The 14,806-nt window shown below is 58.7% G+C and carries 17 protein-coding genes; all 17 read left to right on the top strand.

Features of this window, described 5'->3' with window-relative positions:
• Positions 1 to 105 precede the first annotated feature (105 nt).
• The 17 genes from fabD (at position 106) to D8U73_RS10640 (ending at position 14,785) form a co-directional block, all read left to right on the top strand.
• Positions 106 to 1,044, top strand: a complete 939-nt coding sequence (gene fabD, locus D8U73_RS10720; protein ID WP_056855935.1) for an ACP S-malonyltransferase — start codon at positions 106 to 108, stop codon at positions 1,042 to 1,044.
• Between the two features lie 16 nt (positions 1,045 to 1,060).
• Positions 1,061 to 1,804, top strand: a complete 744-nt coding sequence (gene fabG, locus D8U73_RS10715) for a 3-oxoacyl-ACP reductase FabG (RefSeq protein ID WP_056855934.1) — start codon at positions 1,061 to 1,063, stop codon at positions 1,802 to 1,804.
• Between the two features lie 191 nt (positions 1,805 to 1,995).
• Complete coding sequence (gene acpP / locus D8U73_RS10710; RefSeq protein WP_003175607.1) at positions 1,996 to 2,232, top strand: acyl carrier protein; 237 nt, start codon at positions 1,996 to 1,998, stop codon at positions 2,230 to 2,232.
• 109 nt (positions 2,233 to 2,341) lie between these two features.
• Positions 2,342 to 3,586, top strand: a complete 1,245-nt coding sequence (gene fabF, locus D8U73_RS10705; protein WP_130904428.1) for a beta-ketoacyl-ACP synthase II — start codon at positions 2,342 to 2,344, stop codon at positions 3,584 to 3,586.
• A complete protein-coding gene (pabC, locus tag D8U73_RS10700; RefSeq protein WP_056855932.1) occupies positions 3,586 to 4,401 on the top strand; it encodes an aminodeoxychorismate lyase in 816 nt (271 codons plus the stop codon). The genes fabF and pabC overlap by 1 nt, the downstream gene beginning before the upstream one ends.
• Before the next feature lie 3 nt (positions 4,402 to 4,404).
• Entirely contained in the window at positions 4,405 to 5,628 is a 1,224-nt protein-coding gene (gene mltG, locus D8U73_RS10695; RefSeq protein WP_130904427.1) for an endolytic transglycosylase MltG, read from the top strand.
• Positions 5,629 to 5,647: 19 nt separating this feature from the next.
• Positions 5,648 to 6,280 (top strand): dTMP kinase, encoded by a 633-nt coding sequence (tmk, locus tag D8U73_RS10690; RefSeq protein WP_056855930.1) that lies wholly within the window; start codon positions 5,648 to 5,650, stop codon positions 6,278 to 6,280.
• Positions 6,273 to 7,259 carry a DNA polymerase III subunit delta' gene (locus D8U73_RS10685; protein ID WP_056855929.1) on the top strand — a complete coding sequence of 329 codons (987 nt, stop codon included), beginning with the start codon at positions 6,273 to 6,275 and terminating at the stop codon, positions 7,257 to 7,259. The genes tmk and D8U73_RS10685 overlap by 8 nt, the downstream gene beginning before the upstream one ends.
• Before the next feature lie 42 nt (positions 7,260 to 7,301).
• Positions 7,302 to 7,658: a PilZ domain-containing protein gene (locus tag D8U73_RS10680; protein WP_056855928.1), complete on the top strand. Its 357-nt coding sequence runs from the start codon at positions 7,302 to 7,304 to the stop codon at positions 7,656 to 7,658.
• Positions 7,659 to 7,673: 15 nt separating this feature from the next.
• Positions 7,674 to 8,465, top strand: coding sequence for a TatD family hydrolase (locus D8U73_RS10675; protein WP_130904426.1), 792 nt, complete (start codon positions 7,674 to 7,676; stop codon positions 8,463 to 8,465).
• Positions 8,466 to 8,860: 395 nt separating this feature from the next.
• Positions 8,861 to 9,499, top strand: coding sequence for a TetR/AcrR family transcriptional regulator (locus D8U73_RS10670; RefSeq protein ID WP_034149949.1), 639 nt, complete (start codon positions 8,861 to 8,863; stop codon positions 9,497 to 9,499).
• Positions 9,500 to 9,637: 138 nt separating this feature from the next.
• A complete protein-coding gene (locus D8U73_RS10665; RefSeq protein WP_056855926.1) occupies positions 9,638 to 10,606 on the top strand; it encodes a radical SAM protein in 969 nt (322 codons plus the stop codon).
• 225 nt (positions 10,607 to 10,831) lie between these two features.
• The gene (locus D8U73_RS10660) at positions 10,832 to 11,440 is read left to right on the top strand and encodes a DUF4823 domain-containing protein (RefSeq protein ID WP_056855925.1); all 609 of its coding nucleotides are present in this window, start codon (positions 10,832 to 10,834) and stop codon (positions 11,438 to 11,440) included.
• Between the two features lie 16 nt (positions 11,441 to 11,456).
• Entirely contained in the window at positions 11,457 to 12,017 is a 561-nt protein-coding gene (locus tag D8U73_RS10655; protein ID WP_130904425.1) for a DUF1285 domain-containing protein, read from the top strand.
• A 187-nt stretch (positions 12,018 to 12,204) separates the two neighbouring features.
• The gene (locus tag D8U73_RS10650; protein WP_056855923.1) at positions 12,205 to 12,921 is read left to right on the top strand and encodes a FadR/GntR family transcriptional regulator; all 717 of its coding nucleotides are present in this window, start codon (positions 12,205 to 12,207) and stop codon (positions 12,919 to 12,921) included.
• 44 nt (positions 12,922 to 12,965) lie between these two features.
• On the top strand, positions 12,966 to 13,841 hold the full coding sequence (locus D8U73_RS10645; protein ID WP_130904424.1) for an SMP-30/gluconolactonase/LRE family protein: 876 nt from the start codon (positions 12,966 to 12,968) through the stop codon (positions 13,839 to 13,841).
• A gap of 125 nt (positions 13,842 to 13,966) precedes the next feature.
• The gene (locus D8U73_RS10640; RefSeq protein WP_056856301.1) at positions 13,967 to 14,785 is read left to right on the top strand and encodes an SDR family oxidoreductase; all 819 of its coding nucleotides are present in this window, start codon (positions 13,967 to 13,969) and stop codon (positions 14,783 to 14,785) included.
• Positions 14,786 to 14,806: the final 21 nt, after the last annotated feature.

The following is a 14,806-nucleotide window of genomic DNA, read 5'->3' as shown; positions in this document are numbered from 1 at the left end:
TAAATGTGACCGCTCAGTTCAATTGGCCATCCAACTGTCAGTTTCTTGCGTCCCCGATGGCGGGACGTCAATTCTCCGACGACAAGATCATTAGGGGCTTGTTACATGTCTGCTTCCCTCGCATTCGTCTTTCCGGGACAAGGTTCGCAGTCCCTCGGCATGCTGGCCGAGTTGGGCGCGCAACATCCGGTTGTCCTCGAAACATTCAAAGAAGCCTCCGATGCTCTGGGTTACGACCTGTGGGCACTGACCCAGCAAGGGCCGGAAGAGCAACTCAATCAAACCGATAAAACCCAACCGGCGATCCTGACCGCTTCGATCGCCCTGTGGCGCTTGTGGCTGGCAGAAGGCGGCGCGCGCCCGGCTTATGTTGCCGGTCACAGCCTGGGTGAATACAGCGCACTGGTTGCCGCTGGCAGCCTGAGCCTCGGCGACGCGGTGAAGCTGGTCGAGCGTCGTGGTCAGTTGATGCAGGAAGCCGTTCCGGCCGGGCAGGGCGGCATGGCCGCGATCCTTGGTCTGGACGACGCCGATGTGCTGGCAGCCTGCGCCGAAGCGGCGCAAGGTGAAGTGGTCAGCGCGGTCAACTTCAACTCCCCTGGCCAGGTGGTGATCGCCGGTGCCAAGGCTGCGGTCGAGCGTGCCATCGAAGGTTGCAAGGCGCGTGGTGCCAAGCGTGCCATGCCGTTGCCGGTCAGCGTGCCGTCGCACTGCGAGCTGATGCGTCCGGCTGCTGAGCGTTTTGCCGAGTCGATCGCAGCGATCGACTGGCAGGCTCCGCAAATTCCGCTGGTGCAGAACGTCAGTGCCGATGTGCCTGCCGATCTGGAAACCCTCAAGCGCGATCTGCTTGAACAGCTTTACAAGCCTGTACGCTGGGTCGAGTCGGTCCAGGCGCTGGCAGCCAAGGGTGCGACCAATCTGGTCGAGTGCGGTCCTGGCAAGGTGCTCGCCGGCCTGAACAAACGCTGCGCCGAAGGCGTATCGACTTCCAACCTCAATACCCCAGACGCTTTCGCTGCCGCCCGTGCAGCGTTGGCCTGAATCAGGAGAAACTTGCATGAGTCTGCAAGGTAAAGTTGCACTGGTCACCGGTGCAAGCCGTGGCATCGGCCAGGCCATCGCCCTGGAACTGGGTCGTCAGGGCGCCATCGTTGTTGGCACCGCGACCACCGCTTCGGGTGCCGAGCGTATTGCCGCCACTTTGAAGGAAAACGGTATCCAGGGCACCGGCATTGAGCTCAATGTCACCAGCGACGAGTCCGTGGCGGCTGTCCTGGCGAGCATTCAGGAGCAGTTCGGTGCGCCGGCGATTCTGGTCAACAATGCCGGTATCACCCGCGATAACCTGATGATGCGCATGAAAGACGACGAGTGGCATGACGTTGTCGATACCAACCTGAACAGTCTGTTCCGCCTGTCCAAGGGCGTTTTGCGCGGTATGACCAAAGCCCGTTGGGGACGAATTATCAGTATTGGCTCGGTTGTGGGTGCCATGGGCAACGCAGGCCAAGTAAACTACGCTGCCGCCAAGGCCGGTCTGGAAGGTTTCAGCCGTGCACTGGCGCGTGAAGTCGGTTCGCGTTCGATTACGGTAAACTCGGTGACTCCAGGGTTCATTGATACCGATATGACCCGCGAACTGCCCGAGGCACAGCGTGAAGCCTTGCAGACGCAAATTCCGCTGGGTCGTCTGGGACAAGCTCAAGAGATCGCGTCTGTGGTCGCTTTTCTTGCCTCCGACGGTGCGGCTTACGTTACTGGGGCTACAATCCCGGTGAACGGCGGGATGTACATGAGTTAAATGTGACGGATTGCTTCAAAAAAATGTCATACGAGCTGTCTAAAATCCGTTATAAAGCTGCAATCTATTTATAGGCAGAGGGTCACCGGGTTTGAGGAGTGAAGCTTTCAGTTGAAAAACTGAAAAGTCTTTCTATACACTTACCCACTGGCCAGCTGCCTGAATTTGTCCATTAGGAGTGAAAACAAGGTATGAGCACCATCGAAGAGCGCGTCAAGAAAATCGTTGCCGAGCAACTGGGCGTTAAAGAAGAAGAAGTGGTCAACACTGCTTCCTTCGTTGAAGACCTGGGTGCTGACTCCCTTGACACCGTTGAGCTGGTGATGGCTCTGGAAGAGGAATTCGAGACCGAAATCCCTGACGAAGAAGCTGAGAAGATCACTACTGTACAAGCTGCAATCGACTACGTTACTAGCCATCAGGCGTAATAGTTTGTAATCGTTGCTTGCTGTCATGGAAAAACCGCACTGCCATCATGGCGTGCGGTTTTTTCTTTAGGCCTGATGCAAAGTCGTCATTTGAAAAAAGGAGAGTGCTGTGTCGCGTAGACGCGTCGTAGTCACCGGTATGGGTATGTTGTCGCCACTGGGCACGGATGTGCCGAGCAGTTGGCAGGGCATTCTGGCTGGCCGCAGTGGCATTGGTCTGATCGAACACACCGACCTTTCTGCCTATTCCACCCGTTTTGGCGGCTCGGTAAAGGGCTTCAATGTCGAGGAATACCTGTCGCTCAAGGAAGCACGCAAGCTCGACCTGTTCATTCAGTACGGTCTGGCCGCAGGTTTTCAGGCAGTGCGCAATGCGGGCCTGGAAGTCACCGACGCCAACCGCGAGCGCATCGGCGTGGCCATGGGTTCGGGTATTGGCGGCTTGACCAATATCGAAGAAACCAGCCGCACGCTGCACGAAACCGGCCCGCGACGGATTTCTCCGTTTTTCGTACCCGGCTCGATCATCAATATGATTTCCGGCTTCCTGTCCATCCACCTGGGTGCACAGGGGCCTAACTATGCCATCGCCACGGCGTGTACCACCGGTACGCACTGCATCGGCATGGCAGCGCGCAACATCATGTACGACGAAGCTGACGTGATGATTGCCGGTGGCGCCGAAATGGCCGCCTGCGGCCTGGGCATGGGCGGCTTTGGTGCCTCCCGCGCACTGTCGACCCGCAATGACGAGCCGACCCGCGCCAGCCGTCCATGGGACAAGGGCCGCGATGGCTTCGTATTGTCCAACGGTGCCGGTGCGCTGGTTCTGGAAGAACTGGAGCACGCCAAGGCCCGTGGCGCGACCATTTATGCCGAGCTGATCGGTTTCGGTACCAGCGGCGATGCTTACCACATGACCTCGCCACCCGCCGACGGCGCCGGTGCTGCCCGCTGCATCACCAATGCGCTGCGCGATGCCAAAATCAATGGCGACCAAGTGCAGTACATCAATGCCCACGGTACTTCGACTCCTGCCGGCGACCTCGCGGAAGTCAATGCGATCAAGTCGGTGTTCGGCGAGCACGCCTACAACCTGGCGGTCAGTTCTACCAAGTCGATGACCGGTCACCTGCTCGGTGCGGCCGGCGCGGTTGAAGCGATCTTCAGCGTGCTGGCGATCAACAGCCAGGTGGCACCACCGACCATCAACCTGGATGAGCCGGATGAAGGCTGCGATCTCGATTTCGTACCGCACACGGCGCGCAACATGGATATCGATGTGGTTCTGTCCAACTCCTTCGGTTTTGGCGGCACCAACGGCTCGCTGGTGTTCCGCCGGTTCGCAGGTTGATGGAAAGCTGGGTCGACGGTCAGCCGGCTGACACGCTGTCGCTGAAAGATCGCGGCCTGGCTTACGGCGATGGTTTGTTCGAGACCATCGCCGTGCGCAATGGTTTCCCGGTGATGCTGGATCGCCATGTATTGCGGTTGACCAGAGGGTGTCAGCGGCTGGCAATCAACCTCGATCATGGCACCATGGTTACAGAGCTGCTCAACTACGCTGCAAAGCTCGACGAAGGCGTTCTCAAGCTGATCATCACCCGTGGTGACAGTTTGCGCGGATATGCCTTTGACCCCTCTGTTCAAGCCCGCCGCATCTTGCTGGGTAATCCTCCGGCGACGTATCCAGCCGCGCATGCCGAGCAAGGCATCCGCTTGTTTCCCTGTACTACACGCCTTTCAGATCAGCCCCTGCTTGCCGGACTCAAACACTTGAATCGGTTGGAACAGGTGCTCGCCCGTTCCGAATGGCAAGATAGCGACCATGCCGAGGGCTTGATGCTCGACCGGGCTGGCCGCGTCATCGAGGGAGTGTTCAGCAACCTGTTCATGGTATGCGATGACGTGCTGATCACCGCCGATCTGAACCGCTGCGGCGTGGAAGGGGTGATGCGTGCCGAATTATTGTTTCAAGCCGAGTCACTGGGCATTCCCACGCAAATCACCGATATCACGCTGGATCAGCTGCAATCGGCAGATGAAGTCTTTGTCTGCAACAGCGTTTATGGCGTGTGGCCAGTGCATGCCTGTGGCGCACTGAGCTGGCCGGTTGGGCCGCTCACCCGTAAACTTCAAACCATTGCCCGTGCGCTACTGGATGTTTGATACGTGAGACGTAAATTCTTGCTGCTGCTGGAAACCGGACTGGTTCTGGCGGGGCTGATGTTGGGTGCTTCTGCCTGGAAAATTCATTCGGCGCTGGTTCAGCCGCTGAACATTACTCAGGAAGAATTGCTGGAGGTGCCCAAAGGCACCACACCGAACCGCACCTTTTTGCGAATGGAAGCCGACGGCATCATCAAGGATGCGTTCTGGTTGCGCGTTTACTGGCGCTTCAACCTGCCCAAGCAGCCTTTGCACAGCGGCGAATACCGCATGACGCCCGGCATGACTGTCGAAGGTCTGATCGACCTGTGGAAGCGCGGTGAAATGGTGCAATACAGCCTGACGCTGGTCGAAGGCTGGAATTTCCATCAAGTCCGTGCGGCGCTGGCCAAAGAGGAAAAGATCGAGCAAACCCTTGACGGTCTGAGCGACAGCCAGGTCATGGACAAGCTTGGTCATACCGGGGTTTTCCCGGAAGGACGGTTCTTCCCCGACACCTATCGTTTCGTGCGGGGCATGACCGACGTCGAGCTGCTGAAGACGGCCTACGACCGTCTCGATGAAGTGTTGGCGAAGGAGTGGAATCAGCGTGCCTCCGATTTGCCCTACAGCGGTCCGTATCAAGCCCTGATCATGGCCTCGCTGGTGGAGAAGGAAACCGGCGTGCCACAGGAGCGCGGGCAGATTGCCGGCGTGTTCGTGCGGCGCATGGCGATGGGCATGCTGTTGCAGACTGATCCGACGGTCATTTATGGCCTGGGCGATCGATACAACGGCAAGCTGACACGCGCCCATCTGAAGGAAGCGACGCCTTACAACACCTATATGATTTCCGGCCTGCCGCCGACTCCGATAGCCATGGTTGGCCGTGAAGCGATCCACGCGGCGCTGAATCCGGTGGAGGGCAGCAGCCTCTATTTCGTTGCTCGCGGTGATGGCAGCCATGTGTTTTCCGATGACCTGGATGCCCACAACAATGCCGTGCGAGAGTATCAGCTCAAGCGTCGCGCCGATTACCGTTCCAGCCCCGCACCGGTGACTGCGCCCGAATCGCCGGAAAATGCGATTGAGGAACCTCAAACCGAAGAGCCTCAGGCTGAGCCGGACCAGGCGCCGATCCCGGCTGCATCTCCCGACACTACTCCCGAGGCTTTGCCGCAAGTGCCGCCACAAGAACCTGCACCTACGCCCGCACCGGATGCAGCCGCGCCGCAAAACCCGCAATGATTCTGACTAAGGACCGCCTGTGACTGGCTTGTTTATTACGCTGGAAGGCCCGGAAGGCGCCGGCAAGAGCACCAATCGTGAATACCTGGCCGAGCGTCTGCGCGCAGCCGGTATCGAGGTCGTGCTGACCCGTGAGCCGGGAGGTACACCATTGGCCGAGCGCATTCGTGAAGTGCTGCTGGCCCCGGTCGATGAGGTGATGAATCCGGACACCGAACTGCTACTGGTATTTGCAGCGCGTGCCCAGCATCTGGCCGAGGTGATTCGCCCGGCGCTGGCCCGTGGTGCGGTGGTCTTGTGTGATCGTTTCACGGATTCGACTTATGCCTATCAGGGTGGTGGCCGCGGCTTGTCACTGGAGCGAATCGCCGCGCTGGAAACCTTTGTCCAGGGTGATCTGCGCCCCGACCTGACGCTGATCTTCGATCTGCCGGTGGAAGTCGGTCTGGCCCGCGCCAGTGCACGCGGACGTCTGGATCGTTTTGAGCTGGAGGGCCGGGCCTTTTTCGATGCCGTGCGCAATGCCTTCCTCACGCGCGCAGCTGCGGAGCCGGCACGTTATGTCCTGGTCGACGCCGCGCAATCGCTGGCGCAGGTTCAGCTGGCTCTGGACGCCTTGCTCCCACGTCTGCTGGAGTTGACCCGTGGCTGAAGCCTATCCGTGGCAGGACAGTCTGTGGCAACAACTGGCCGGTCGTGCTCAGCACGCGCATGCCTATTTGTTGCACGGCCCGGCCGGGATCGGCAAGCGGGCGTTGGCCGAGCGTTTGATGGCCAGCCTGTTGTGCCAGCGTCCAACTGCTCAGGACGCCTGTGGAGAATGCAAATCCTGCCTGTTGCTCAAGGCAGGCAGTCATCCGGACAACTACATCCTGGAGCCGGAAGAAGCCGACAAGGCGATCAAGGTCGATCAGGTTCGCGACCTGGTCAGTTTCGTGGTGCAGACCGCGCAGTTGGGCGGACGCAAAGTGGTGCTGATCGAGCCGGTCGAGTCGATGAACATCAACGCGGCCAATGCCTTGCTCAAAAGCCTTGAAGAACCTTCAGGCGACACGGTGCTGCTGTTGGTCAGTCACCAGCCCAGCCGTCTGCTGCCGACCATCAAGAGTCGCTGCGTGCAGCAGGCCTGTCCGCTGCCAAGCGAAGCCATGAGCCAGGCCTGGCTGGCCAAGGCCTTGCCCGATTGTTCGGAAGACGAACGGGTTGAATTGCTGACGTTGGCTGCCGGCTCTCCTCTGGCCGCCGTCAACCTGCAGGCCCAGGGCGTTCGCGAGCAGCGTGCGCAAGTGGTCGAAGGGGTAAAGAAATTGCTCAAGCAGCAGCAATCGCCGACGCAACTGGCCGAGGGTTGGAATGCGATCCCGCTATTGTTGCTCTTCGATTGGTTCTGCGACTGGTCGAGTCTGATCCTGCGCTATCAGTTGACCCAGGATGAAGAAGGCTTGGGGCTGACCGACATGCGCAAGGTGATTCAGTACCTGGCTCAGAAATCGGCGCAAGACAAAGTCCTGAATATCCAGGACTGGATTCTCGCCCAGCGCCAGAAGGTGTTGAGCAAGGCCAACCTCAATCGGGTCTTGCTGCTGGAGGCCCTGCTGGTGCAATGGGCATCCTTGCCTACCCAGAGGTGACGGTCTGCGCCTAGACTCTGTGCATCAGCAGTGGAGGTCAGCATGAACGAATCTGTCAGCCCGGGGCCACGCAACGGCATTTTGTCGCTCACCATCAAGGACAAATCCGTGCTTTACGCGGCCTACATGCCGTTCATCAAGAACGGTGGCCTGTTTATCCCGACCAACAAGAGCTACAAGTTGGGCGATGAGGTATTCATGCTGCTGCATCTTATGGATGAGCCGGAAAAAATCCCGGTGGCCGGAAAGGTCGCCTGGGTCACGCCCAAAGGCGCGCAGGGTAACCGTGCCGCCGGTGTCGGCGTACAGTTCGGCGACGGTGACGACACCGCTCGCAGTCGAATCGAAACCCATCTGGCCGGAGCACTGAAGTCCGACCGTCCCACTCATACGATGTAAGTTGCAGCCATTTTTATGCTCGTAGATTCCCATTGCCACCTTGATCGACTTGACCTTGCCGCCCACGACGGTTCCCTCGATGCCGCACTGGATGCGGCACGTCAGCGCGGGGTAGGGCACTTTCTGTGTATCGGCGTCAGCGTCGACAACGCTGCCGAGGTCAAAGCCCTGGCCGAGAAATACGACGACGTGGACTGCTCGGTCGGCGTGCATCCGCTGGATGTGCAGCCCGGCGCCGCACCCGCGCTGGACTGGCTGTTGCAGGAACTCAATCACCCACGCGTAGTGGCGATCGGGGAAACCGGTCTGGATTATCACTACGAGCCCGAGGCAGCCGAGTTACAGCAGCAATCGTTCAGGCTGCACCTGCAAGCGGCAAAGCAGACTGGCAAGCCAGTGATCATTCATACCCGTGGTGCGCGCGCCGACACCTTGAACCTGCTGCGCGAAGCGGCGTTGCCTCAGGCAGGCGTGCTGCACTGTTTCACCGAAGATTGGGACATGGCGAAAGCCGCGCTGGACATGGGGTATTACATTTCCCTGTCGGGGATAGTCACGTTCCGCAACGCGGACGCATTACGTGATGTGGCGAGCAAGGTGCCGGCGGACCGCTTGCTGGTGGAAACCGATTCGCCGTACCTGGCACCGATTCCTCATCGCGGCAAACCGAACCTGCCGCAGTACGTGCGAGAGGTTGCGGAATTTCTGGCAATGTTGCGCGGCGAGTCCTACGAGCGATTTGCTGAACAGACCACCGAAAACTTCCAGCGATTGTTTCCCCTGGCGCATGTCAGGGCAGCGTCGTAACGCCAGAAACAAATCGCAGCCTGGGGCCGCGCCCACGGGGCTTTGGTCGTTAAATCGCAGGCAAAAAAAACCCGGGTTCTGGGGGGTGAATCCGGGTTAAGACCATTAGGAGTAAAACAATGGTACGCGGTCCGTTGGTACCAATATCGGCGTGACACTTGGGGGAGATGTCCCGCCGACAGTTCAAGTATTGATCAGTATTGCGCCCAGTCCAGTTTGAGAACCGGGGTTTTTAAACAAATTTGGAATACGGGCGCTTCGGAAGAGTTCTCATCAACCTTGCGGCGTGCGCAAAATGACCAGAAAACACAGATATGGTCGGATGATCCGTGCATTTTGGCGCAAGTTAGGCATAATACGCGGCTTCGAATTTTGACCCCTACAGACCTTTTCTTATGCATAAAGAACCTCGTAAGGTCCGTGAGTTTCGTCGCCGCGAGCAAGAAATTCTCGATACCGCGCTCAAGCTGTTCCTCGAACAAGGTGAAGACAGTGTCACCGTCGAGATGATTGCTGATGCCGTCGGTATCGGCAAAGGCACGATCTACAAGCACTTCAAATCCAAGGCCGAGATTTATCTGCGCCTGATGCTCGATTACGAGCGCGATTTGAACGAATTGCTGCATTCCGCCGACGTCGACAAGGACAAGGAAGCCCTGTCCCGCGCCTATTTCGAATTCCGCATGCGCGATCCGCAACGTTATCGCTTGTTCGATCGCCTGGAAGAAAAGGTGGTCAAGGGCAACCAGGTCCCGGAGATGATCGAGGAGCTGCACAAGATCCGTGCCTCGAACTTCGAACGCCTGACCCTGTTGATCAAGGGCCGGATCAGCGAAGGCAAGCTCGAAGACGTGCCGCCGTACTTCCATTACTGCGCGTCCTGGGCGTTGGTGCACGGCGCGGTAGCGCTGTATCACTCGCCGTTCTGGAGTAATGTGCTGGAAGATCAGGAAGGGTTCTTCCAGTTCCTGATGGACATCGGTGTGCGCATGGGCAACAAGCGCAAGCGCGACACCGACACCCCGAGCAGCTGAGCCATTCAGCAGCCTTATTGCCCCATGATTTCGCTACATGAGGCAGTACCGCAGGAATATACTCAGGCATAGGACTTGCTAAAACTTGATTTGTGAGTCAAGTTTTAGCAATCCGAATATCCTTTTGCCGGAGTGGCCATGATCGTTGACCGTCAAGGCAGGCGTTTTCGCAATTTGCGAGTCAGCCTGACATCAGCCTGCAATTACGCCTGTACCTACTGCGTGCCCAATGGCAAGCGGTTGGTGGCTGCGCAGGATGAACTGTCGGCAGAGGCCATGGCGCGTGGTGTGGCCTATCTGATCGAAGCGGCCGGCATCGAGCGTTTGCGCATCACCGGTGGCGAACCGCTGGTCAGCCCCAAACTCGAAACCTTCATGAATGCGGTCGGGCAGATGGGCCTGCAAGACATCAGCCTGACCACCAATGGTCAGTTGCTGGCGAAGAAACTGCCGCTGTTGGTGGATGCAGGTATTCGGCGCATCAACGTTTCCCTCGATACCCTCGACGCCAGCGCCTTCCGCAGCATTGCCCGTGGCGGCGACCTGGCTACCGTGCTCGACGGCATGGATCAGGCACGCAAGGCCGGCATGAAGATCAAGGTGAACATGGTGCCGCTGCGCGGGCAGAACCTCGATCAGGTGATGCCGTTGCTCGATTATTGCCTGGAGCGGGGTTATGAGTTGCGCTTCATCGAGTTGATGCGCATGGGCCACCTGGCCAGTGACTCCAATGGCTTTCTGCAACAGTTCGTCAGCCTGCAGCAATTGCTGAGTCTGATCGGCGAGCGTTATGAATATTTGCAGGCCGATGCGCCGGTGGATGCGACGGCGGTGCGCTACGAGATTCCCGGGCTTGGGCATTTCGGCGTGATCGCCAATGAAAGCGTGCCGTTCTGTCGGACTTGTTCGCGCTTGCGTCTTTCCTCCACGGGATGGCTGCATGGCTGCCTGTCGTCGAGCAATCGCCACTATGTCGGCGATCTGCTGGACAAGCCGCGCCATCAGGCGTTGCCGGCCTTGCAGCGATTGCTGGTGAAAGCTCTTGGGGACAAGCAGGAGGTGGCGTTCTCAGGTGGCGCTACCGTCATGAAGATTATCGGCGGCTGATTGACCCCTGTGGCGAGGGAGCTTGCTCCCGCTGGGGTGCGAAGCAGCCCTAAATGATCAAATACACAGTATTCCTCAGTATTTACGACTGCTGCGCAGCCGAGCGGGAGCAAGCTCCCTCGCCACATGATCAATCCGGAAATATCCGTGATCGCAAGGAATGGCGCAAAATCTGCATCCCACGGCCATTCGCCGGTTTTCCGTCACCGGCCTCTGGAGGATAGGATGCGTAGCCTGGTTTTGCTGCTGGCCGTTTTGGCGCTCGGTGGCTGCATGAACGTCAGCGATATGGCCGAAGGGACTCGCTACCATATGAGCGATGCAGGCCTGCTGGATCACAGCGACAGCCGCCGCGTGAACAACCTGCGCATTCAGCCGGACTCGTTCGTCTACATCGCTCAGGGCGCGTTCGTGCCGCCGGGCAGTGCCGTGTACCCTCGGCCAAACGTGATCGCCGAAGTCGCCTTCGACGGCTTCATCGAATACTTTCCGATGGTGCGCCGCGCGCGCGTGCCGGAAGGCCTCGATCAGGCGATGAGCGAAGCCCGTGCCCTGGGTGCGCATTATCTGCTTTACACGCGATTCGCCAAATCCGATGACCGCATCGGCAACTCCGATGAGTGGCTGGATCAGGAAGCCGTGGATCGCCTTGGCGTCGATACCGGCGTGATTCAAATCATGTTGATCGAGACCAGCACCCAGTATTTGATTGATACTGCACGTATCAAGAGTCGTGGCGGTTTGCTGACGTTCCACGACGAAAAACCCGAAGACCTGATGGGCCCGCCGCTGGAGCAATATGCTCGTGGCCTGTTGGGCCTCAGCGATCAGTAATTTCAAGGAGAACGCCATGAGTGGCCCGCAAAAAGCCAACGACCTGTTGGGGCAAATCCCCAAGACCAAAGGCTTGCCACCGGTCCACTTGTGGAATCCTGACTTCTGCGGCGATATCGATATGCGCATCGCCCGGGACGGTACCTGGTACTACCTGGGCACGCCGATTGGACGCAAGCCGATGGTCAAGCTGTTCTCCACGATCATTCGCCGCGACGGCGATGATTACTTTCTGATTACCCCGGTTGAAAAGGTCGGCATCAAAGTCGATGACGCGCCGTTTGTGGCGATTGCCGTGGACGTGGAAGGCGAGGGTGAACAGCAGGTTTTGCGCTTCACCACCAATGTCGACGAAACCACCGAAGCCGGTGCTGAACACCCGATTCGCGTGGTGATTGATCCGCACACACAAGAACCCGCGCCCTATGTGCATGTGCGCACCAATCTCGAAGCGCTGATCCATCGCAATGTGTTCTATCAATTGGTGGAACTGGCGGTGAGCCGTGAACTGGACGGGCAGCGTTGGCTGGGTGTTTGGAGTGGCGGTGAGTTCTTCCCCATTGGCCTCGAGCCCTGACGCAAAACCCTGTAGGAGCGAGCCTGCTCGCGATGAGGTCGTGACATTCAACATCCTGGTTGCTTGTTACATCGCCATCGCGAGCAGGTTCGCTCCTATTGGGGGTTGTGTGTTCAAAAAATCAAATTGACAACCAATCATATGATGATTAGCGTGGGCATCCATTGCGAACGGCTTTGAGGTGTCCATGTCCAGCAGCTTTCATGCGTCGACGGTCGATTGGCTGGGTTGCTGGATCGCGACCGGGCAGATCAAACCCGGGGAAACGCTCAAGGTCGAAGCCGATCTCGGCGAGCAGCTCGGGGTCAGCCGCACCGTTATTCGCGAAGCCATCAAGACTCTGGTTGCCAAGGGCATGCTCGAAGTCGGGCCGAAAGTCGGCACGCGGGTGTTGCCGGTGCGGCGCTGGAATCTCTTCGATCCACAAGTCGTAGGCTGGTTGTCACGCAGCGGATTGCCGGAAAACTTCGTCGATGACTTGCTCGACCTGCGTCGCACCATCGAGCCCATGGCCGTGCGCTGGGCTTGCGAGCGGGCGAATGCCGAGCAGGTTAAAGCCGTGCTGCTGGCCTACAACGCCCTGGAAAGGGCGGTGGAAAGCGGTGTCGATTACAACCGCGCGGATCAGATATTCCATGAGTGCATTCTTGCCGCCAGCCACAACCAATTCATTGAACAAATGATCCCGGCCCTCGGTGCGCTATTGGCGGTGTGTTTCGAAGTGTCCGCTGCCGACCCCGACGAACTGCGCCGCACCTTGCCCATTCATAAAGACATGGCCGATGCCATCGCCGCCCGGGATGCCGCGCGGGGCGTCTGGGCTTGCATGACCCTGATCGATAACGCCGACCTGGCGATCAAGCGCTATTACCCGCAAGTCATGGCCGATAAAAAAGCGGGCTGACAAAAAGCACCACGGATAAAAACAATAACAATGCAGGAGGTTTCATGACGTTGACCGCGGTCACCGAACACCGGGCACAGCTAGGCGAAGGCCCCTTCTGGGATGCGCCGACCCAGGCATTGTACTGGGTGGATATCGCCGGCAAGCAAGCGTTGCGGCTGATCGGCGCGAATGTGCAGATCTGGCAGATGCCGGAGCATGTTTCTGCGTTTATCCCCTGTGAAAGCGGTGATGCTCTGGTGACGTTGAGCAGCGGCGTGTACCGCCTTGATCTTGATTCCCCAGGGCTCGAGCCGCGGTTGACGCTGTTGTGCGTTGCCGATCCGCAACCGGGCAACCGCGCCAACGAAGCCCGCTGCGATGCTCAGGGTCGGCTCTGGCTTGGCACCATGCAAAACAACATCGGCGAACAGGGCGAAGACTTGCCCATCGAGCGCCGCTCGGGCGGGTTGTTCCGTATCGATAGCGATGCGCGGGTGACGCCGTTGCTGCGCGGATCAGGCATTCCCAACACACTGCTGTGGAGCGATGACGCGACCACCGTGTATTTCGGCGACAGCCTGGACGGCACGTTGTATCGGCACTTCATCCGCACCGACGGCAATCTTGAGCCCGCGCAACCCTGGTTCGGCCCTCATGCACGCGGCGGCCCGGACGGCTCGGCGATGGATGCCGAGGGATTTATCTGGAACGCCCGCTGGGACGGCAGCTGCCTGCTCAGGCTGACGCCGGACGGCAAAGTCGATCGGATAATCGAATTGCCTGTCAGCCGTCCGACCAGTTGTGTGTTCGGCGATGCCGATCTGAAAACCCTGTACATCACCAGTGCCGCGAGCCCGCTCGGTCACCCGCTGGATGGGGCAGTTTTAGCGATTCGGGTGGACGTGCCAGGAAAGCTGTGTACTCGGTTCTCGGGATAAATCCCTAAATATGGGATGCAAATATATATATTGAGATTATCTGCGAGCCGGGTTTATAGTCGGCTCCATCAGTTACACGCACTCACACTTAAAAAAACAAAACAGGTGAAGTGATGCAGCGATCCATGGCTGAACCCCTTTCCTTGCCGGCGGCGCCCACTCCGCCCAAGGGCGAGCGTCTGAAAAACAAGGTAGTGCTGCTGACCGGCGCCGCCCAGGGCATCGGCGAGGCGATTGTTGGGTCTTTTGCGTCGCAACAGGCCAAGCTGATCATCAGCGATATCCAGGCCGGGAAAGTCGAAGCAGTCGCCGCGTATTGGCGAGGCCAAGGGGCCGATGTGCTGGCGATCAAGGCCGACGTTTCGCAACAGCAAGATCTGCATGCCATGGCCAGACTGGCTGTAGAACGTCACGGTCGGATCGACGTGCTGGTCAACTGTGCCGGGGTCAACGTGTTTCGTGACCCACTGCAAATGACCGAAGAGGACTGGCGCCGCTGCTTCGCCATTGATCTCGATGGCGCCTGGTTCGGCTGCAAGGCTGTATTGCCGCAGATGATCGAGCAAGGCGTCGGCAGCATCATCAACATCGCGTCCACTCATTCTTCTCATATCATTCCGGGCTGTTTTCCCTATCCGGTGGCCAAGCACGGCTTGCTCGGCCTGACCCGCGCCCTGGGGATCGAATACGCGCCCAAAGGTATCCGGGTCAACGCCATCGCCCCGGGCTACATCGAGACTCAATTGAACGTCGACTACTGGAACGGTTTTGCCGATCCACACGCTGAGCGTCAGCGCGCTTTGGAATTGCATCCGCCCAAGCGCATCGGCCAGCCGCAAGAAGTGGCCATGACGGCTGTATTCCTGGCCAGTGATGAAGCGCCGTTCATCAACGCATCCTGCATCACCATCGATGGTGGTCGCTCGGTGATGTACCACGACTGAATGAACGGATTGAAGTGGAAA

Origin of the sequence: Pseudomonas sp. Sample_22, from assembly GCF_004307635.1 — a bacterium.
In the GTDB taxonomy this organism is placed as follows: Bacteria; Pseudomonadota; Gammaproteobacteria; order Pseudomonadales; family Pseudomonadaceae; genus Aquipseudomonas.
The sequence above is the reverse complement of the archived record's forward strand: the minus strand, read 5'-3'. Positions and strand labels throughout refer to the sequence as shown.

Coding starts and splice junctions, on each gene's coding strand:
- D8U73_RS10655 (WP_130904425.1), top strand. CDS start 11,457: ATGAGTGGCCCGCAAAAAGCCAACGACCTGTTGGGGCAAATCCCCAAG.
- D8U73_RS10675 (WP_130904426.1), top strand. CDS start 7,674: ATGCTCGTAGATTCCCATTGCCACCTTGATCGACTTGACCTTGCCGCC.
- fabD (WP_056855935.1), top strand. CDS start 106: ATGTCTGCTTCCCTCGCATTCGTCTTTCCGGGACAAGGTTCGCAGTCC.
- acpP (WP_003175607.1), top strand. CDS start 1,996: ATGAGCACCATCGAAGAGCGCGTCAAGAAAATCGTTGCCGAGCAACTG.
- pabC (WP_056855932.1), top strand. CDS start 3,586: ATGGAAAGCTGGGTCGACGGTCAGCCGGCTGACACGCTGTCGCTGAAA.
- D8U73_RS10660 (WP_056855925.1), top strand. CDS start 10,832: ATGCGTAGCCTGGTTTTGCTGCTGGCCGTTTTGGCGCTCGGTGGCTGC.
- D8U73_RS10665 (WP_056855926.1), top strand. CDS start 9,638: ATGATCGTTGACCGTCAAGGCAGGCGTTTTCGCAATTTGCGAGTCAGC.
- D8U73_RS10680 (WP_056855928.1), top strand. CDS start 7,302: ATGAACGAATCTGTCAGCCCGGGGCCACGCAACGGCATTTTGTCGCTC.
- D8U73_RS10650 (WP_056855923.1), top strand. CDS start 12,205: ATGTCCAGCAGCTTTCATGCGTCGACGGTCGATTGGCTGGGTTGCTGG.
- fabG (WP_056855934.1), top strand. CDS start 1,061: ATGAGTCTGCAAGGTAAAGTTGCACTGGTCACCGGTGCAAGCCGTGGC.
- D8U73_RS10640 (WP_056856301.1), top strand. CDS start 13,967: ATGGCTGAACCCCTTTCCTTGCCGGCGGCGCCCACTCCGCCCAAGGGC.
- D8U73_RS10670 (WP_034149949.1), top strand. CDS start 8,861: ATGCATAAAGAACCTCGTAAGGTCCGTGAGTTTCGTCGCCGCGAGCAA.
- D8U73_RS10645 (WP_130904424.1), top strand. CDS start 12,966: ATGACGTTGACCGCGGTCACCGAACACCGGGCACAGCTAGGCGAAGGC.